This window comes from Microbacterium phoenicis (assembly GCF_047302325.1).
Classification (GTDB): Bacteria; Actinomycetota; Actinomycetes; order Actinomycetales; family Microbacteriaceae; genus Microbacterium.
The window spans coordinates 991,307-1,010,299 of sequence record NZ_CP154849.1; the positions used below are offsets into that span (position 1 = coordinate 991,307).

Sequence of the window (18,993 nt, forward strand, 5' to 3'; positions counted from 1 at the left end):
ACGGAAGGGGCGGGTGATGGAGCGGGACGAGGAACTCCTCCTGGCGGTGCTCAACAGCGAGCCGGTGATCGACGGCCTCGTATCGGATCACCTCGACGGCGACCCGGGTGAGCGCTTCGCGCACCGGTGGGGCGGCACCGGCTCCGACGCTGAGCGAGAAGGGCTCCGACGTGTGCGTGAGGCCCTGCGCGCCGCCATCCGCGAATCGAGCGCCGATCCCCTGTCGGCCGTGAGCGACATCGTCTCGACGGCCGTCAAGGTGCCTCAGGTGACATCGGAAGGGCTTTCCTGGCGTCTGGAGGCTCCCGCCGACTTCGTGCTCTCCATGGAGACCATCGCGGCGTGGTCGAGTGTCCTGACCCGTCATCCCGGCCGGCTCCGGCCATGCGCGAACGCCGAGTGCAACCTGTTCCTGATCGACCGCAGCCGCCCCGGCACCGCCAAATGGTGCTCCATGGCAGCGTGCGGAAACCGCATGAAAGCCCGCGCGTACGCGGACCGTGCTCGGAGCCAGGACGGCCGACGCACCGATTGAGCGCGAGTGCGAGCGAGGACCGCTTGTTCAGGCGGGCAGCCGCCCGGCATCCGTCGCCATCGACTCCGTGCGTGCGGTGAGCGCGTCGAGGACCGTCCGCAGGGCGGGGGAGTCCGACATCGTGCGGCGGTGGATCGCCGACACCTCGCGGATGGACTCCGGCGACACGGTGGGGATCGCGACGAGGTCCGGGCCCAGGGGAGGCCGGCCGAGCCGGGGCACCAGGGCGACGGCGATGCCGGCGCGGGCGATCTCGAGGTGGTTCTCGAACTCCATCGACTCGTGCACGATGCGGGGAGCGCCGCCGACGCCGTCGAACAGCCGCCGGAGCCACTGCCGGCAGATGGTCGAGTCGAAGGTTGCGACCCACGGCTCGCCGCCGATCTCGTCCGGACGCAGCTCGGAGCGGCCTGCCAGCGGGTGATCGCGGTGAAGGATCACGTCGGCGACATCCGTGAACAGCGGGGTCTCGACGAGGTGGTCGGGGATCGAAAGGGCGACGTTCCCCCAGCGGTGCACGATGCCGAGGTCCCGCTGACCGGACGCCACGAGGGCGACCGTCTCCCAGGGCTCGCTTTCGCGCAGGGGTGCCCGCAGGTCCGGATGCCGCCGGCCGAGGTCCGCGATGAGGGGCACCATGACCCCGCGGACGACCGTCGAGAACGCGCCGATGCGGATCTCCCCGCTGACGCGGTCGGGCTCGCCGCTCCCGTGCAGATCGGCGCGGACGCGTTCGAGGTCTGCGAGGATCGGCGTGGCAGACACCACGAGGCGCGTCGCGGACTCCGTGAGCACGACACCGCGGCCGACCCGTTCCAGCAGGGTGACGCCGGTGTCGCGCTCGAGGCGCTTGATCTGCTGCGACACCGCCGACGGCGTGAAGCCCAGGGAAGTCGCGGCGGACGCGACGCTCCCCTCCGTGGCGACGGCGCGAAGGGAGACGACGGCCTCGAGATCGATCATGAAGCGATGCTACCGATTCAGGGCACGAAATGATCGCTTGTCCTTCACGGATGCCGCGGGCTGAATGGGTCACGTGACCCGCCGTGACATGCTCCTCGCCGCCCTCGTCGCCTCGCTGTGGGGACTGAACTTCGTCGTCATCGACTGGGGGATGAGCGGCATCCCGCCCCTGCTCTTCGCGGCGATCCGGTTCGCCGTCGTCGCGCTCGCCGTTCTCGTCGTGCCGAGGCCTCAGACCGGGTGGCGCGTGATCGTCGGAGTCGGCCTGTTCATGAGCCTCGGGCAGTTCGCCCTGCTCTACACCTCGCTCGCGCTCGGGCTGAGCCCGGGCCTCGCGGCGCTCCTCATGCAGGCGCAGGCGGTGTTCACGATCGTGATCGCGGCGATCGCACTGCGCGAGCGGCCCTCCGCGATGCAGATCGCCGGTGTGGGGCTGGGGGTCGTAGGCCTCGCGATCGTCGCGACCTTCCGCGGCGGGGATGCCCCCGTCCTGGCCGTCTGCCTCGCACTCGCCGCCGCGCTGTCGTGGGCGGTCGGCAATGTGATCTCGCGTCGCGCGGGCGTCGTCACCGGCATCGGCCGGGGCGGGACGCTGTCGCTGACGGTGTGGTCGTCGCTCGTGGTCCCCGTGCCCGCGCTCGCGCTGTCTTTCGTGATCGACGGTCCCGCCGCGATCGGCGCAGGGCTCGCCGCCATCGGTCCGCAGGCCGTGATCTCCACGCTCTACACGGCGGGGCTCTGCACGCTGTTCGCCTACGCCGTCTTCAACGGACTGCTCGGCCGAAACCCGTCGGCGGCGGTCGTGCCGTGGATCCTGCTCGCACCCGTTGTCGCGATGGCCTCTGCCGCGCTGCTGCGCGGCGAGGCCCCGAGCGTCGGGGAGGTGGTCGGCGGGGCGGTGCTCGTCGCGGGCGTGCTGGTCAGCGGCATCCGCCGTCGTCAGCGGGTGTCGCCGGCGGTCGAGCTCATGGGGGTGCCCACTAGGCTGTCCGCGTGACATCCGAGCCCCCGGCTTCCCCCACCCGTCGCACGTACAGCTTCCTCGGCCCCGCAGGCACCTTCACCGAGGCCGCCCTTGCGCAGGTGCCCGAAGCGCGCGACCAGAACTGGCGACCCGTCCGCAACGTCGGCGAGGCCCTCGCCGACGTGATCGAGGGCCGATCGGATGCCGCCATGATCGCGATCGAGAACTCCGTCGACGGCGGCGTCTCGACCACGCAGGACGCGCTCGCCACCGTTCCGGGTCTGCGGATCGTGGGGGAGTACCTCGTTCCGGTCGAGTTCGTGCTGGTCGCGAGACCCGGCGTCCGCCTCGAAGACGTCTCGGTCATCGCCGCGCACCCCGTCGCCTACGCGCAGTGCCTCACGTGGTTGACCAGCGCGCTGCCGGAGCACTCGCACATCCCGGCGACCAGCAACGTCGCGGCGGCCGTCGGTATCGTCGATGGCACGATCACCGCGGATGCCGCGATCGCGCCGCCCGGCATCCTCTCGCTCCACGACCTCGAGCTCCTCGCCGAGAAGATCGGCGACAACGCGCACGCCGTGACGCGCTTCGTGCTCGTGAGCCGTACTGCGCCGCCGCCCGCACCCACCGGGGCCGACAAGACGTCGCTCATCGTCGAGCTCCCCGAGGATCACCCGGGTGCCCTGCTCGAACTCCTCGAGCAATTCGCCACCCGCGGGATCAACCTCTCGCTGCTGGCCTCGCGCCCGATCGGCGACGAGCTCGGTCGCTACCGGTTCGTCATCGACGCAGATGGGCACATCGAGGACGAGCGCATGGCCGATGCCCTCCTGGGCCTGCGCCGTTTCTCGCCGCGCGTCCTCTACCTCGGGTCGTACCCGCGCGCCGACCGCGCGATCGTCCGCTACCCGGAGCGGTACTCCGACGAGGTGTTCGTCGAGGCGCGCGACTGGCTGCGAGGTCTCGTCTCGGGCGAGCCCGAGGCCTGAGCCGGTCCGCAACTCCTCAAAGACCCGCGCCCGCTGCTCGCGGAACCGGTTGCGTCCGTTTTTCGGGCTCGATTTCGAGGAGTTACCGTCGTGGGCGGCCCGCGGCCCGCGACGACTGCGTCAGGCGGCGAGGAGCTCCAGCGTGCGGATCCGCGACGGCGCGGCATCCATCGGCTCCGCCTCGGTCGCACCGGCGACGGGCGAGACCATGACCTCGTCGACGCCGTGACGAGCCGCGAAGTCGGCGAGGCGCGTGCGGACCTCCGGCCCGGTCCCGACGAACCAGCGCGACATCATCGCGTCGAAGACGGGGGCGGCGAGGGAATCGGATGCCTCTGCGGCGGCTGCCTGCTCGACAGTCTCGAGGGCCGTCAGCGGCTTGCCGCCGCGCAGTCGCGCCATCATGCGGGCCTGCGGGAGGGCCGCGGCGCGGGCCTGCTCGTCGGTGTCTGCGACGACCGCGTTGGCCGTGACGAAGGTCCGGGGTGCTGCGAGCGTCTCGGACGGCTGGAACTGTCCGCGATACAGGTCGAGGGCGCGCTCGAGACCGTCGCCCGAGAAGTGGTTGGCGAAGACGTACGGCAGGCCCATGCCGGCGGCGAGCTGGGCGGAGTAGTCGCTCGATCCGAGCAGCCACACCTCGGGCGCGCTCGTCGAGGCGGGTGTGGCGGTCACGGTGTAGGTGCCGCCCGAGGTGAACCGCAGCGTCGCGCCCTCCGCCGACACCAGCGAGCGGATGTCGGTGACGTGGTTCGGGAAGCGCTCCACGTCGCTCGTGGTCCCCGACTGGCGCAGCAGCTGCGTGATGACGGGGTCCGACCCGGGCGCGCGCCCGATGCCGAGGTCGATGCGTCCCGGCGCGAGGGCCTCGAGCGCCGCGAACTGCTCGGCGACGACGAGGGGGGAGTGGTTGCGGAGCATGACGCCGCCGGAGCCGACCCGGATGCGGCGGGTCCGCGAGGCGGTCGCGGCGATGAGAACCGGGGGTGTCGTCGAGGCGACGGCAGGCATGTTGTGGTGTTCCGCGAACCAGTAGCGCTGGTAGCCGAGGTCGTCTGCGCGCTGTGCGAGGGCGATCGAGGCGGCGATCGCCTGGCTGCTGGTCTGCCCCGTGCGGACGGGGACGAGGTCGAGAACGGAAAGGGCCGGGGTCGCGGTGCTCATAACGAACACTGCAACCCCGGCCGCCGGCGGCGCATTCCGCGCCGCCTCCGATTCAGCGGGCGATGCGCACGGCGCCGGAGGTCCGGCTCACCGTGTCGTAGCCGCTGAGGCTGCCCGTGATGCGCACCGACAGGCGGTCACCTCGGTCGCCCCGGGCGACCGAGTACGACGCCTTGGTCGCGCCCGCGATCGCCTTGCCGTTGTTCAGCCACTGGTACGACAGCCGCGTTCCCTCGGTCCACGTGCCGGCCCGGGCGGTCAGCGTCTTGCCGACCTTCGCCGAGCCGGTGACGGTCGGCGTCGACGCGCGCAGGGTGCCCTTCGTGACCTTCGCCGTCGCAGCCGAGGTCTTCGCCGCGGTCGTGTACCCGGACTGGGTGCCGGTCACGCGCACCGAGATGCGGGCTCCGGCGTCGGCGGCCGTCAGCCGGTGCGTCGCGGTGACCGCGCCGCGGATCGGCGAGCCGTCGCGCACCCACTGGTATGCGAACGCCGTGCCCTTCGTCCACGTGCCGGGCTTCGCCGTCAGCGTCGCGCCGACCTTCGCCGAGCCCGACACCGTCGGCGTGCCGACGGTCAGAGCGGCGGGCGCCACCGTGACCGTGCGGTCGACGCGCGCGCGGTTGCCCGCGGCATCCTTCACGACGTAGCGAAGCGTGTACGTGCCGAGCTTCTTCGTGTCGACCGTGCCGCGGACCGACAGCTCGGCGGTGAGGTCGCCGTCGACAGCGTCGCGCGCGGTCACGCCGGCGAGAGCGTCGAAGGTCGATCCGAAGCTGACGGTGGTGGATGCCGGGACGCTGATCTCGGGCTTCACGAAGTCCTCGCGCAGGCCCGCCTCGCGGAAGTGCGTCGAGTGAATGCCGAACGAGTCCTTCAGATGCGGCATCCAGCACGCGTCGTTGTGACGGCCCTCGGGGTAGACGGCCCAGGTGTGGGGCACGCCCTTGTCGGTGAGGATCGTGTTCATCGAGCGAGCGGCGTCATCGAAGCGGTACTCGTCGAACTCGCACGCGTCGAAGTAGAGGTCGAACTTCTTCAGCTGCTTCGCCGTCATGTCGCCGGCCTGCTTGAGTGGCGTGGGCAGGGCTGAGCCGGAGTAGCTCAGCGAGCCGATGTGCGAGGCGATGGAGGAGAACATGCCGGGGTTCGAGAGTCCCAGCGACCAGGCGCCGAACCCGCCCATCGACACGCCCGTCAGTGCGCGGAAGTCGCGGCCCTCGAGGGTGCGGTACTCCTTGTCGACGAGGGGCACCATCTCGGTGAGGAACATGCTGCGCCACGGCGTGCCGCCGTTCGGCTGGTCGGAGTACCAGAGCGATTCGCCGTCGGGCATGATGACGATCGACTCGGCGAGGCCCTGCTTCCAGAGGCCGTCGAGGACGTCGTCGATGTCGCGCGGCTCCCACTCGCGGCTGCCGCCGTTGATGCCGTGCAGCAGGTAGACGACCGGGTACTCGCGGTTCGGCTCGCTGAGGTAGGACGGGGGCAGGTAGGTCGCGAACTCGCGCGGCTGTCCCTCGAGCTCGGAGTCGACCGTCTCGCGGAAGAACCGGGAGTCGTTGCCGGTCTCGCGGAGCGTGGTCCCGTCGATGTGGAGGAACTGCTGCGATGCGGGCTGGAACGTGTAGGGCTCGCCGTCGCGCGTGCCGGTGATCGTCCGGTTCGTGTCGACGATGAGCGCGCCGTTCTCGCCGGTGACGACCTCGACCTCGCTGTCGGTGAGGGTGAGGGTTCCCGATTCCTTCATCCAGTCGCGGAGTTCGCGTGCGCGGCGGTCCTTCGACCGGCCGTCGTGAAAGTAGGTCTTGTCGAGAGTCTTCAGGTACGCGTCGACATCGCCCGCGGCGAGGGCCTTCCGCTGAGCGTCGAGGACGCCCGCGACGGCGGCCGACTGCGCGGCCGAGGCGCGGGCACCGGTGATGCCGTAGACGTTCGCGCGGACGGCATCCTTCGAATAGATCCCGACGGGACCCTCGTACCAGCCGCCGCCGCCGTTCATGTCGTAGAGGCGGACCGCGAGAGTGTTCTCGCCGCCGAAGTTCGGCGCGTCGGCGGGGACGGGGTAGAGCCGCTTCTCGAACCACTGGCTGCTCGCGGCCGGCGGCATCGTGCCGGAGCCGCCGATCCGCGTGCCGTTGAGGTAGGCCTCGTCGACATCGTCGAGGAAGCCGAGCGAGGCGACGAGGTTCGTGCCGGCGGCGTCCGAGGGCAGGGTGAAGGTCAGGCGGTACCAGCCGAACCCGTCGTAGTCGTCGAAGGGTGTGCCGTCGCCGGGGACGGTGATGTCCTGCCAGGACGAGTCGTCGAACTCCGGCGAGGCGTAGGACGGGTCGTCGCCCTTCGCGAACTTCCAGGTGCCCGCGAGGTCGAGCGACACACTGGAGCCCGTCGACGTCGTCGAGCTGGCGGCGGGGGAGATCGGCGGGGTCGCGGGAGCGGCCAGGGCGGGGGTGCCGATGCAGAGCGACGTCGCGACGGCTGCCGCGGCGGTGATGGCGGCCAGACGGCGCCGTCGAGGGACGTGAGAATTCACGGACTCCTACTTCCTTGTGGGATGCCGGGCGTCGCTGCCCGGTGTGACTGTGCACGTTCACGGAGGCGGCGATGGACCCGCTGTGAACGTGCACACAGAGTGGCATTGCAATATCCGCGATGTCAACGCACAGCGCCTGACGTGCGCATATGTGCACGCGTCAGGCGTCAGGCCGTCGTGCGTCAGGCGGAGTCGCGCCAGACGACGGGGCATTCGAGCACGCGTCCGCTCGTGCCGGGGTCCTCGCCGCGGAGCTGGCGAAGCACGGACTCCGCCGCTGCCCGCCCGAGCTCGCCGGCCGGCTGGTGGACGGTGGAGAGGGGCGGATCGCACCGGAGGGCCCAGGAGCTGTCGTCGAATCCGACGATGCCGACGTCCTCCGGCACGACCCGGCCGGCTGCCTGCAGGACGTCCATCGCCCCGGCGGCGACGGCGTCGCTCGACGCGAACACGCCGTCGATGTCGGGCGCACGTTCGAGCAGCGCGCGCATGCCCTCCTGCCCGTCGGAGTAGGAGTACAGGGGCACCCGCTCGACGAGCTGCGGGTCGAATCTGTTGCCGAGGGCGTCGACGAAGCCGGCGAGACGGTCCGAGCCCGAGTCGCGGTCGAGCGCGGACGCGATCATCCCGATGCGGCGACGTCCCGTGGCGGCGAGGCGGTTCGTGATCTCGCGCGCAGCCCCGCGGTTGTCGATCGCGACGTATGCGGCATCGCCGATGTCGCGGGGGTGGCCGACGAAGGCGGCGGGCAGGCCGAGGTCCGCGACCGCGCGGGTGATCGGGTCGCCCACGCGCGCCGAGACGATGATGACGCCGTCGATCAGACCGCCACTCAGGTACCGGGCGAGGCGTTCGATGTCGCGGGTGGTGTCGGCGATCATGAACGACAGCTGGTAGTCCGCCTCGGACAGCGCCGCATTCGCGCCGAGGAGGATCGAGCCGATGTTCGGATCCTCGACGAAGAGCGAGTGGGGCTCGTGGACGATCAGACCGATGGCTTGCGAGCTCTGCATGACGAGGCTGCGCGCGGCACGGTTCGGAACGAAGCCCACCTTCGCGATCGCGGCCTCGATGGCCTCGCGCGCCTCGTCCGAGACGTAGGGCTGGCCGTTCAGCACGCGGCTCACCGTGCCGCGCGAGACCCCGGCTTCGTTGGCCACATCCTTGACGGTCGCGCGACGGCGCCGGCCGATGACATCCGTGCGGTCGTTGCTCACGCGCTCATCGTATGTGCACGCACACACGCTCGGTGTGCCCGCGGGTGAGCGAGTCGCAGGTCCGGGGGTGCCGGTTTTCCCGCTGATTGGCGGCAAAGCAGGACGCGGGCGTGCCCGTGTTGACATCGGGGATTCGCTCTGTCTACTCTGTACACGTTCACAGAGCCTCAACGCGGAGGAACACCGCTTGATCCTGTGCACGTTCACAGGATTCAAGAGGAGAACATGTCGGTCCCCGCCCGCCCCTTCGCGCACGACGGCATCGCGTTCGGTTGTGATTACAACCCCGAACAGTGGACGCCCGACGTCTGGGATGAGGACATCGCCCTCATGCGCGAAGCCGGAGTCGATCTGGTCGCGATCAACATCTTCGGCTGGGCGCACATCGAGCCCCGCGCCGGTCAGTACGACTTCGCCCGCCTCGACGACGTCATCGGTCGGCTGCACGCCGCCGGCATCCGCATCAACCTCGGCACCGGCACCGCCTCCACCCCCGCCTGGCTGACGACCGCCCACCCCGAGATCCTCCCCGTGGTCGAGGACGGCACGCGCAGGTACCCCGGCGGACGGCAGGCCTGGTGCCCGAGCTCCCCCGTCTACCGCGAGGCCGCCCTCGCGCTCGTGGACGCCGTCGCCGCCCGCTACGGCTCGCACCCCGCGATCGCGCTCTGGCACGTGTCGAACGAGCTGGGCTGCCACAACGCGCTCTGCCACTGCGACGAGAGCGCCGCTGCGTTCCGCGTCTGGCTCCAGGCCCGTTACGGCACCGTCGAGGCCGTGAACCGCGCGTGGGGCACCGCGTTCTGGAGCCAGACCTACTACGAGTGGGACGAGATCCTCACGCCGAAGGCGACGCTGTCCAGCCGGAACCCGGGGCAGATGCTCGACTACCACCGCTTCAGCAGCGACGCCCTGCTCGCGCACTACCGCGCCGAGGCGGAGGCCATCCGCGCCCACAGCGAGGTCGCGATCACGACGAACTTCATGGTGACCGCCCACATCGAGAACCTCGATTACTGGTCCTGGGCGGGCGAGATGGACGTCATCGCGAACGACCACTACCTCGACCACCGCCTCGGCGACCCGCGGTCCGAACTCGCGTTCGCCGCGGACCTCTCGCGCGGTCTCGCGCAGGGGTCCCCGTGGATCCTCATGGAGCACTCGACCGGCGCCGTCAACTGGCAGCCGCTCAACAAGCCCAAGGCCGCCGGTGAGATGATCCGCAACTCGCTGACCCACGTCGCGCGCGGCGCCGACGGCGTCTGCTTCTTCCAGTGGCGCGCCTCGGTGCAGGGGAGCGAGAAGTTCCACTCCGCGATGCTTCCCCACGCCGGCACCGACTCCGCCGTGTGGCGCGAGGTCGTCGAGCTCGGCGGGATCGTCGACCGCCTCGGCGAGGTCGCGGGCTCCCGCGTCGAGTCCGACGTCGCGTTCCTCTTCTCGTGGGAGTCCTGGTGGGCGACCCAGAGCGAGACCCGCCCGAGTCAGGCGTTCGGCTACCTCGAGCAGGTGCACGCCTCGTACCGTGCCCTGCACGCGAACGGCCTCACCGTCGACGTCGTGGCCCCCGGCGCGGACCTCTCCGGCTACCGCATGGTCGTCGTCCCGGGCCTCCACCTCATGACCGGAGCGGATGCCGCGGTCCTGACCGCGTGGATCGCCGCCGGCGGCACCGCACTCGTCACCTTCTCGACCGCCATCGTCGACGAGAACGACCGGGTCTACACCGGCGGCTACGCCGGTCCGCTCCGCGAGGCCCTCGGTCTGCACATCGAGGAGTTCGCTCCGGTCGCCCCCGAGGTGTCGCTGACCCTGAGCGACGGATCCTCCGCACGGCTGTGGTCCGAGCGGTCGCGCACCACCACGGCTGAGGCCCAGGCATCCTTCACCGACGGCCCCGCCGCGGGGATGCCGGCGCTCACCCGCAACGCCTGGGGCGAGGGTGCCGCGTGGTACCTCGCGACCGTTCCCAGCGACGCCGACTACCGTGACCTGGTCGCGCGTCTCGCCGACGAGGCCGGAGTCGCTCCGGCCGCCGTCGTCGAGCCCCGTTCGCGCGACCTCGAGATCGTCCGCCGACGCGGGGAGCTCGCGTCCTATCTCTTCGTGATCAACCACGGCGAGACCGATGTCCACGTCGACTCCGACGGTGTGGACCTCGTGACCGGCACGCCCGTCGCCGGTCGCGCCACCGTGCCCGCCGGCGCGGTGCGCATCATCAGAGAGGAGGCGGCAGCATGACCGCCACGGAAGTCCTCGTGACGCGTTCGTCGGCCAAGCCGACGCGCGCGAAGCGGATCCCGCGGGCCAAGACCCCGCACAAGGGGGCGATCGCGGTCTTCCTGGGACCGTTCGGCATCCTCTTCGCCCTCTTCTATCTGCTGCCGATCGGCTATGCCATCTGGCAGTCGCTGCTGGTCGTCCAGCGCGATGGGCTGTACGGCGAGCCCACCGAGGTGTTCGGCGGACTGACGCAGTACATCCAGGTGTTCCAGAACGCGCCGTTCTGGGAGTCCGTCGGTCGGGTGCTGCTGTTCGGCGTCGTGCAGGTGCCGGTCATGCTGGGCCTCGCGCTGCTGTTCGCGCTGCTGCTGGACTCGCCGGTCCTCAAGGGCAAGCGGTTCTTCCGTCTCGCCTTCTTCGCGCCCTACGCCGTTCCCGGTGTCATCGCGGCGATCATGTGGGGCTTCCTGTACTCGCCGAACCTGTCGCCGTTCACGGGCCTGACGAACTCGGTCGACTTCCTCTCGCCCGAGATGGTCCTCTGGTCGATCGCCAACGTCGTGACGTGGGTCTTCGTGGGCTACAACATGCTCATCATCTACTCGGCCCTCCTCGCGATCCCCGCCGAGGTCTACGAGGCCGCGCGCCTCGACGGTGCCGGGCAGATCCGCATCGCCTGGTCGATCAAGATCCCGATGGTGGCCCCCGCCATCATCCTCACCGCGGTGTTCTCGATCATCGGAACGCTGCAGCTGCTGGCCGAGCCGCAGGTCTTCCGCTCGTTCAGCACGGCGGTCTCGTCCACGTTCACGCCGAACATGACGATCTACGCGACCAGCTCGGTGCCGAACCCGTACCTCGCGGCGGCCTTCTCGGTCGTGCTGGCGCTCGCCACCTGCGTCCTGTCGTTCGCGTTCTTGAAGCTCACCCAGCGGAAGGCCGAGCAATGAGCCTCCTCACCCGTACCAACGGCGCCCTGGCGACCGACCTCCCGAAGACCCGCGGTCCGCGGGAGTCGATCCTCTCGCGCGGCGCAGCCCTGCTCATCATGGGGATCTTCACGCTGTACTTCCTCGTGCCGATCTGGTGGCTGTTCATCGCCTCCTCGAAGGACCGTGGTCAGCTGCTGACGACCAACCCCCTGTGGTTCGCCGACTGGAACCTGTTCGCCAACATCGGCGACCTCATCTCCTACAACAACGGGATCTACTTCCGCTGGCTGCTCAACAGCCTGGGGTACGCGGGTCTCGGCGCTCTGCTGGCGACCGTGTTCGCCGGCATGGCGGGCTACGCCCTCGGCAAGTACCGGTTCCGTGGCCGTGAGGCGTTCTTCAACATCGTCCTCGGTGGCGTGCTCGTCCCGGCGACCGCGCTCGCACTGCCCCTGTTCCTGCTGTTCAGCCAGGTGAACCTGACCAACACGTTCTGGGCGGTCCTCCTGCCGAGCATCGTGAGTCCCTTCGGCGTCTACCTCGCGCGCATCTACGCGTCGTCGTCGGTGCCCGACGAGCTCATCGAGGCCGCGCGCCTCGACGGTTCGGGTGAGGTCAGAACGTTCTTCACGGTCTCGACGCGGCTCATGGCCCCGGCTCTCGTGACGGTGTTCCTCTTCCAGTTCGTGTCCATCTGGAACAACTTCTTCCTGCCGCTGATCATGCTCCGCAGCCAGGACCTGTTCCCGGTCACTTACGGGCTCTACACGTGGAACACGCAGCTCAACCAGATCCCCGAGCTGCGCACCTACGTCCTGGTCGGCGCCTTCCTGTCGATCGTGCCGCTCATCATCGCCTTCCTCTTGCTTCAGCGCTTCTGGCGCAACGGACTCGGCACCGGTTCCGTGAAGTGAGCTCCTGCCGCGGGCGGACCCCTCGGCATCCCTGCAGTACCAGTACCTGTCACCCGATCAACGATCAGATTGGAAATCCCATGCAGCACAGCAAGAAGGCAGTCGTCGCCGGCGTCGCACTGCTCACCGCGTTCACCCTCGCCGGCTGCGCCGGCGGCAACGGCGGCGGCAGCGGCGACGGGGCAGCAGACCCCGCCGCGTGCGCCCCCTCCGACGGCAAGGTGACCCTCGACTTCACGTCGTGGATCCCGGGCATCGAGGACGCCGCCAAGATGTGGAACGACGAGAACCCCGACATCCAGGTCAAGGTCCAGACGGGCCCCAACGGCAACTCCGGCACGTACGCGAGCTTCTTCAGCCAGCTCGAGGCCGGCAACGCCCCCGACCTCGGCCAGATCGAGTACGACGCGCTGTCGAGCTTCCGCGTGCAGGACGGTCTCGAGGACCTGTCCGCGTGCGAGGACGTCGTCGCCGCGAAGGACGAGTTCATCCCGTGGACCTGGAACCAGGTCACCCTCGGCTCCGACGGCGTCTACGGCATCCCGCAGGACTCGGGCCCCATGGCGCTGTTCTACCGCTCGGACCTGTTCGAGCAGAACAACATCGCCGTTCCGACGACGTGGGACGAGTACAAGGAAGCCGCCAAGGAGGTCCGCAAGACCGGTGGCTACATCACCAACTTCTCGACCGCCGACATCAACCAGTTCGCAGGCCTCGTCTGGCAGACCGGTGGCGACTGGTTCGCCAACGACGGCCAGGAGTGGAAGGTCAACCTGACGGGCGACGAGTCCAAGAAGGTCGCCGACTACTGGCAGGACCTGATCGACGAGGACCTCGTCTCCACCTACCCGGCCTGGACCGAGGAGTGGAACAACGCCTACAACTCGGGCAAGGTCTGGAGCTGGAACTCGGCCGTGTGGGGCGCCAACTCCATCTCGTCCGGTGCTCCTGACACCTCCGGCAAGTGGTCGGTCGCTCCCTCCCCGCAGTGGGCTGCAGGCGAGAAGGCCTCGGGCAACTGGGGCGGTTCGTCGGTCGCCGTCTTCAAGGGCACCGAGCACCCGTACGAGGCCGCGAAGTTCGCGCTGTGGCTGAACACGTCCGAAGAGGCGCTCACGGCTCTCAACAAGTCGGCGAACATCTACCCCGCCACCACCGAGGGTCTCAAGCTCCCCTCGCTGCAGGAGGGTGTGGAGTTCTACGGCGGACAGAAGATCTACGACGTCTTCGCCCAGGCTGCCTCCGAGGTCAACCCCGACTTCGTGTGGGGCCCGACCATGACGCAGACGTACGCCGACGTGTCGGACGGCTTCCAGAAGGCCGCCAGCGGCCAGGGAACGCTGCTCGAGGCGCTCGAGTCCGCGCAGACCAAGACGGTCGACGCTCTCAAGGCGCAGTCCATCCCCGTCTCCGAGTGACCACTCGCTGACACCCGTCATTCACTGACACCACGCATCCGCGCCGCGGGTCGGGCCTTCGGGCTCCGATCCGCGGCGCGGTCGCGTGTGCAGTGTCACGCCTGACGTGAGGCCTGCTTGACCTTCTCGTAGGCGGCGAGCGCGTTCTGCCGCGTCGCCTTCAGGTCGACCATCGGCATGGGCGGCTGCCCGTCGGCATCCGTGTACTCCGGTGCCCACTGCCCGATGTACTCGCGGCGCTTGTCGAACTTGTCGGCCTGCAACTCGGGGTTGAAGACGCGGAAGTAGGGAGCCGCGTCTGCGCCGGAGCCCGCCACCCATTGCCAGTTGAAGGTGTTGCTCGCTCCGTCGGCATCGACCAGGCAGTCCCAGAACCATTCCTCGCCGCGGCGCCAGTCGATCATCAGGTTCTTGATGAGGAAGGATGCCGTGATCATCCGCACCCGGTTGTGCATGTACCCGGTCTCCCAGAGCTCCCGCATCCCGGCGTCGACCATCGCGTAGCCGGTCCGCCCCTTCTGCCACGCCTGCAGCGCCGTCGGCTTGAGCCGCGGCCACGGGAATGCGTCGAATTCGGGGCGGAGGTTCTTCGTCGCGAGATCAGGGAAGTGGTACAGCGTGTGCCAGGCGAACTCCCGCCATCCGATCTCGGATAGGAAGGCCGAGGCTCCCGGCGTCTCGACGGCGGCGTGCCACACCGTGTGGGGGCTGAGCTCGCCCCAGCGCAGCCGCGGCGACAACAGGGAGGTCGCGCCGGCGGACGGCCGGTCGCGGGCATCGTCGTAGTGCCCGAGGTCCTCCTCGAGGAACTCCTTCAGCCGCCGCTGGGCCGCAGGCTCGCCCGGCTCCCACGTGTCGCGGAGGCCCTGCGCCCAGTCCGGCTTCGTCGGCAGCAGCTCCCAGTCGTCGAGGTCGTCCGAGGCCGGGTACCGCGACGGCCCCGGTACCTCGCGGGGCTCGGGCAGCGGAGCGCGGGGCGCCGGCTGCGCGAGGCAGGCGCGCCAGAACGGGCTGTAGACGGAGAAGTGCTTCCCGGCTCCGGTCGCGATCGTCCACGGTTCGAAGAGGAGGGATGCCGCGAACGACGCGACCTCGACGTCGCCCTCCCGCAGATCGGACTTGAGCGCCGCGTCGACCTCCCGCTCGGGGCCGCCGTACCGGCGGTTCCAGAACACGGCGCCCGCGTCGGCATCCGCCGCCACCTCGCGGATGACGCGGTGGGCGGGGCCGCGGCGCAGGATCAGCCGCGAGCCGCGGTCGGCGAGCCGCTCGGCGAGGGAGGCGAGCGAATGATGCAGCCACCAGCGAGCCGCGCCGCCGAGGGGACGGATGCCGTCGCTCTCCTCATCGAGCACGTACACCCCGATCACCGGCTCGCCGCGATCGAGCGCGGCGCGGAGGGCGGGATGGTCGGCGAGGCGGAGGTCGTCGCGGAACCAGACGATCGAAGGGGACGGCATCCCCTCATCCTGACCGTCGCGGCTCCGCGATTCCGCCCCTTGCAATCCGACGCCGGATCGCTCAGCGGGTCGGGTCAGACGGCCTCGACCGAGTGCCCGCGGGGGATCGCGAGGGTGAGGCCGCCGGCGACGACGCGCACCGCGATGCGCGTCGCCTCGCCGAACTCGTCGCCGTCGAGCTGCACGGGGTGCGCCTTTTCGGCGGCGAGGTCGATGCCCTTGCCGCGCGAGTAGCGGACGGAGTTGTCGGCGGTGCGCACCGCGAGGATCTTGCGGCCGGCGCGGAACTTGCGCAGCACGCTGTTGTCCCACGCGAGGCGGCGCCAGACCAGCAGCCAGCCGAAGGCCGAGCGCGGCTGCAGGATGGCGACGTCGAGTTCGCCGTCGGTGATGGATGCCTCGGGGATGAGTTCGAGCCCCGCTTGCAGCGAGCCGCAGTTGGCGAACAGGACGCTCTGCACGTCGGCACGGTGGATGCGATGACCGGGCACCTGGTAGACGACGGGGAACGGCTTGGCCTGCGCGATCGAGCGTGCCGCACCGTCGACGTAGGCGACCCAGCCGACCTTCTTCTTGAGGTCGCTGTTGGTGTTGGCGATCATCGCGGCGTCGAGGCCCATACCGCCCATGACGACGAATGCGTGCTCCGCCGTCTCGCCGTCGGGCCGCCGCAGCTGTGCGAGACCCACGTCGATCGCGAGGGTGTCGCCGTCGAAGGTCGCCGCGATCATCGCGGCCGGGTCGGCGAGGGGGAGCTGCAGGTTGCGGGCGAGGAGGTTTCCGGTGCCGCTCGGGACGATCGTGAGAGGAACGCTCGAGCCGGTCATCGCCTCGCTGACGGCCCGGACCGTGCCGTCGCCGCCGGCGACGAGCACGGCGTTGACACCTTCCGCCAGCGCCTGGCGTGCGACGTCGTCGCCGAGGTCGTCGACCGTCGTCTCGTAGAAGAGCGGCTCGGACCAGCCGGCATCCTTCGCCGCACGGGCCACCCGCTCGCGCAGCTCGTCGCCGTCGACCTTGATCGGGTTGTAGACGAGGGCCGCTTTGGGGCTCGGCCGGCCCTCCACATCGGGCATCGGCTCCGGCGACCCGCTGCGGTCGACGCGGCGTGCCTCTCCGGTCTCGCCGTCCTGCGTGTCGGGGGAGACGTCATCGGGCTCGCGGATCGCCCCGTCGGGTTCGGCTGCGGTGGCCGGATCGTGCGCGTCGTCGGAGCGGTGCGTCGTGCCGGGGTCGGTCGCCATGCGTACAGGATAGGGCTCGGCATCCGCCTCTCGGAGACCCTTGCGCTCGCGTCCCTTCCGCACCAGGGCGGGGGCGGGGAGGCCGCGACTAGACTCGATGGGTGATCGATCTCGCCCTTCTCCGTGACGACCCCGCCCTCGTGAAGCGTTCGCAGGAGGCTCGCGGCGAGTCGCCCGACACGGTCGACGAGGCACTGGCCGCCGACCGCGAGCGTCGCACCGCGATCACCGCCTTCGAGGAGCTCCGCGCCGAGCAGAACGCGCACGGCAAGCGCGTCGCGAAGGCCCCGAAGGACGAGAAGGCCGCGCTGGTCGCCGAGGCGAAGGACCTGAGCGAGCGCGTCAAGGCCGCGCAGCAGGCGGTGACCGTCGCGGAGGATGCCGCATCCGCCGCACTCGCGCGCATCGAGAACATCGTCATCGACGGCGTTCCGGCCGGGGGCGAGGACGACTTCGTCACCCTCCGCACGCACGGTGAGCCCGTCTCCTTCGACTTCGAGCCGCGCGACCACCTCGCCCTCGGCGAGATGCTCGGCGCGATCGACATGGAGCGCGGCGCGAAGGTCTCGGGCGCCCGGTTCACCTTCCTCACCGGCATCGGGGCGCGCCTCGAGCTGGCCCTCATGAACCTCGGCATGCAGCGCGCTCTCGAGGCGGGCTTCATCCCGATGATCCCGCCGACCCTGGTGCGCGCCGAGGTCATGCGAGGCACGGGCTTCCTCGGCCAGCACGCCGACGAGGTCTACCACCTCGATGACGACGACCTGTATCTCGTGGGCACGAGCGAGGTGCCGCTGGCCGGCTACCACATGGACGAGATCCTCGACCTCGAGCGCGGCGCCAAGCGGTACGCGGGCTGGTCGACCTGCTACCGCCGCGAAGCCGGGTCGTACGGCAAGGACACCCGCGGCATCATCCGTCTGCACCAGTTCAACAAGCTCGAGATGTTCGTCTACACGACGCCCGCCGACGCCGAGGCCGAGCACCTGCGTCTCGTCGAGATGCAGGAGCGGATGCTGCAGGATCTCGGCCTCTCATACCGTGTGATCGACGTCGCCGCGGGCGACCTGGGATCATCGGCCGCGCGCAAGTACGACGTCGAGGCGTGGGTCCCGACGCAGGGCGCGTACCGCGAGCTCACCTCGACGTCGAACTGCACGACGTACCAGGCGCGCCGTCTCGACATCCGCCACCGGCCCGAGGGCGGCCGCACGGCTCCCGTCGCGACGCTGAACGGCACGCTCGCGACGACCCGCTGGATCGTGGCCCTGCTCGAGACGCACCAACGCGAAGACGGCTCGGTCGTCATCCCCGAGGTCCTCCGCCCCTACCTGGGCGGCCTCGAGGTGGCGGAGCCGATCGCGTGAGCCTCTCCCCGGACGAGACGGCCGAGGTTGTCGAGGAGATCGCGACGGATGCCGCCGCGCCACCGCGCGAGCGACTGCTCATCGCGCTCGACGTCGACGGCACGATCCTCCTCGAGGACGAGACCTACAGCCCCGGCGTCGTCGACGCGATCGCGGACGCGCAGCGCGCCGGTCACGAGGTCATGCTCGCGACCGGTCGATCGTGGGAGAGCACGGGGCGCATACTCGAACACCTCGCGATCACTCCCGAGTACGTCGTCTGCTCCAACGGAGCGGTGATCCTCAAGCGCACCGGGCCGGTGGAGTCGCCCGTCTACGAGCGGTTCCACACCGAGCAGTTCGACGCGACCGAGGTGCTCACCCTCCTGCGCGACCACCTGCCGACGGCGCGCTACATGGTGGAACTCCCGAGCGGTCGCCGCCTCTTCACCCACCACATGGACGACTGGAGTCTCGCGAAGGCCGACCGCGTGAGCTTCGAAGAGCTGTCGGCGCAGCCCGTCTCGCGCGTCGTCGTCGTGTCGGAGCAGAACACCGACGAGGACTTCGTCGACCTGGTCGCCCGCATCGGCCTCAACAAGGTGTCGTACGCCGTCGGCTGGTCGGCCTGGCTCGACATCGCCCCGCAGGGCGTCGACAAAGCGACCGGCCTCGAACTCGTCCGCGGCTGGCTCGGCGTCGAGCCGCAGAGCGTCGTCGTCATCGGCGACGGTCGCAACGACATCGGCATGTTCCGATGGGCGCGCGCCCACGGCGGACGCGCGATCGCCATGGGCCAGGGCCCCGACGAGGTGCTCTCGGAGGCGTCGGAGCTCACGGCATCCGTCACCGAAGGTGGCGTCACGGCGGTGCTGAAGGCCCTCTGACCGGCTCGTTCAGGGCTCGCCCAGGCGATCCCGTAAGAATGGATGGGTTCTGGGGTCGGCTAGACTCGGCCTGTTCGACCGGTGCCACTCGGTGCGGTCGGGAGGGTTGTCCGAGCGGCCGAAGGATCCGGTCTTGAAAACCGGTGGGCAGCAATGTCCCGTGGGTTCGAATCCCACACCCTCCGCACTGTCCGAAAG

Annotated in this window: 15 protein-coding genes and 1 tRNA gene; 10 read left to right on the forward strand and 6 right to left on the reverse strand. The window is 69.9% G+C overall.

Translation table 11 applies throughout. The features are described 5' to 3' along the window. The first annotated feature begins 16 nt into the window (after positions 1-16). Positions 17-535 carry a CGNR zinc finger domain-containing protein gene (locus ABCU91_RS04820; RefSeq protein WP_413355002.1) on the forward strand — a complete coding sequence of 173 codons (519 nt, stop codon included), beginning with the start codon at positions 17-19 and terminating at the stop codon, positions 533-535. Positions 536-562: 27 nt separating this feature from the next. On the opposite strand, the gene ABCU91_RS04825 is transcribed toward ABCU91_RS04820, so the two are convergent. Continuing rightward, the gene (locus ABCU91_RS04825) at positions 563-1,498 is read right to left on the reverse strand and encodes a LysR family transcriptional regulator (protein ID WP_406922715.1); all 936 of its coding nucleotides are present in this window, start codon (positions 1,496-1,498) and stop codon (positions 563-565) included. A 64-nt stretch (positions 1,499-1,562) separates the two neighbouring features. Between ABCU91_RS04825 and ABCU91_RS04830 the strand changes: the two genes are divergently transcribed. Together ABCU91_RS04830 and pheA are read left to right on the forward strand one after the other, a co-directional pair. Further along, entirely contained in the window at positions 1,563-2,495 is a 933-nt protein-coding gene (locus ABCU91_RS04830; protein ID WP_413355003.1) for an EamA family transporter, read from the forward strand. After that, positions 2,492-3,454, forward strand: coding sequence for a prephenate dehydratase (pheA, locus tag ABCU91_RS04835; RefSeq protein ID WP_406922713.1), 963 nt, complete (start codon positions 2,492-2,494; stop codon positions 3,452-3,454). The genes ABCU91_RS04830 and pheA overlap by 4 nt, the downstream gene beginning before the upstream one ends. A 120-nt stretch (positions 3,455-3,574) precedes the next feature. Here pheA and ABCU91_RS04840 read toward each other — a convergent pair whose 3' ends face one another. The 3 genes from ABCU91_RS04840 to ABCU91_RS04850 all read right to left on the reverse strand — a co-directional run bounded on the left by ABCU91_RS04840 (position 3,575) and on the right by ABCU91_RS04850 (position 8,371). After that, entirely contained in the window at positions 3,575-4,618 is a 1,044-nt protein-coding gene (locus ABCU91_RS04840) for an LLM class flavin-dependent oxidoreductase (RefSeq protein WP_413355004.1), read from the reverse strand. Positions 4,619-4,670: 52 nt separating this feature from the next. Next, on the reverse strand, positions 4,671-7,154 hold the full coding sequence (locus tag ABCU91_RS04845; RefSeq protein ID WP_413355005.1) for an alpha/beta hydrolase-fold protein: 2,484 nt from the start codon (positions 7,152-7,154) through the stop codon (positions 4,671-4,673). A 182-nt stretch (positions 7,155-7,336) separates the two neighbouring features. Then, positions 7,337-8,371, reverse strand: a complete 1,035-nt coding sequence (locus ABCU91_RS04850) for a LacI family DNA-binding transcriptional regulator (protein ID WP_413355006.1) — start codon at positions 8,369-8,371, stop codon at positions 7,337-7,339. A 225-nt stretch (positions 8,372-8,596) separates the two neighbouring features. Between ABCU91_RS04850 and ABCU91_RS04855 the strand changes: the two genes are divergently transcribed. From ABCU91_RS04855 to ABCU91_RS04870, 4 genes are all read left to right on the forward strand, one after another. Next, positions 8,597-10,612 carry a beta-galactosidase gene (locus ABCU91_RS04855; RefSeq protein WP_413355007.1) on the forward strand — a complete coding sequence of 672 codons (2,016 nt, stop codon included), beginning with the start codon at positions 8,597-8,599 and terminating at the stop codon, positions 10,610-10,612. Next, a complete protein-coding gene (locus ABCU91_RS04860; protein ID WP_406922708.1) occupies positions 10,609-11,544 on the forward strand; it encodes a carbohydrate ABC transporter permease in 936 nt (311 codons plus the stop codon). The genes ABCU91_RS04855 and ABCU91_RS04860 overlap by 4 nt, the downstream gene beginning before the upstream one ends. Continuing rightward, complete coding sequence (locus tag ABCU91_RS04865) at positions 11,541-12,440, forward strand: carbohydrate ABC transporter permease (protein ID WP_091359321.1); 900 nt, start codon at positions 11,541-11,543, stop codon at positions 12,438-12,440. Before ABCU91_RS04860 ends, ABCU91_RS04865 begins: the two co-directional genes overlap by 4 nt. Before the next feature lie 80 nt (positions 12,441-12,520). Further along, positions 12,521-13,858 carry an ABC transporter substrate-binding protein gene (locus ABCU91_RS04870; RefSeq protein WP_413355008.1) on the forward strand — a complete coding sequence of 446 codons (1,338 nt, stop codon included), beginning with the start codon at positions 12,521-12,523 and terminating at the stop codon, positions 13,856-13,858. A gap of 95 nt (positions 13,859-13,953) precedes the next feature. Here ABCU91_RS04870 and ABCU91_RS04875 read toward each other — a convergent pair whose 3' ends face one another. Then, entirely contained in the window at positions 13,954-15,318 is a 1,365-nt protein-coding gene (locus ABCU91_RS04875) for a cryptochrome/photolyase family protein (RefSeq protein ID WP_413355009.1), read from the reverse strand. Positions 15,319-15,392: 74 nt separating this feature from the next. Next, positions 15,393-16,562 carry a diacylglycerol/lipid kinase family protein gene (locus ABCU91_RS04880; protein WP_413355010.1) on the reverse strand — a complete coding sequence of 390 codons (1,170 nt, stop codon included), beginning with the start codon at positions 16,560-16,562 and terminating at the stop codon, positions 15,393-15,395. A 101-nt stretch (positions 16,563-16,663) separates the two neighbouring features. Between ABCU91_RS04880 and serS the strand changes: the two genes are divergently transcribed. The 3 genes from serS (at position 16,664) to ABCU91_RS04895 (ending at position 18,980) form a co-directional block, all read left to right on the forward strand. Then, positions 16,664-17,929, forward strand: a complete 1,266-nt coding sequence (serS, locus tag ABCU91_RS04885) for a serine--tRNA ligase (protein ID WP_413355011.1) — start codon at positions 16,664-16,666, stop codon at positions 17,927-17,929. After that, positions 17,926-18,795 carry an HAD-IIB family hydrolase gene (locus tag ABCU91_RS04890; RefSeq protein ID WP_406922703.1) on the forward strand — a complete coding sequence of 290 codons (870 nt, stop codon included), beginning with the start codon at positions 17,926-17,928 and terminating at the stop codon, positions 18,793-18,795. Before serS ends, ABCU91_RS04890 begins: the two co-directional genes overlap by 4 nt. Before the next feature lie 100 nt (positions 18,796-18,895). After that, positions 18,896-18,980 (forward strand) — tRNA-Ser (locus ABCU91_RS04895). Positions 18,981-18,993: the final 13 nt, after the last annotated feature.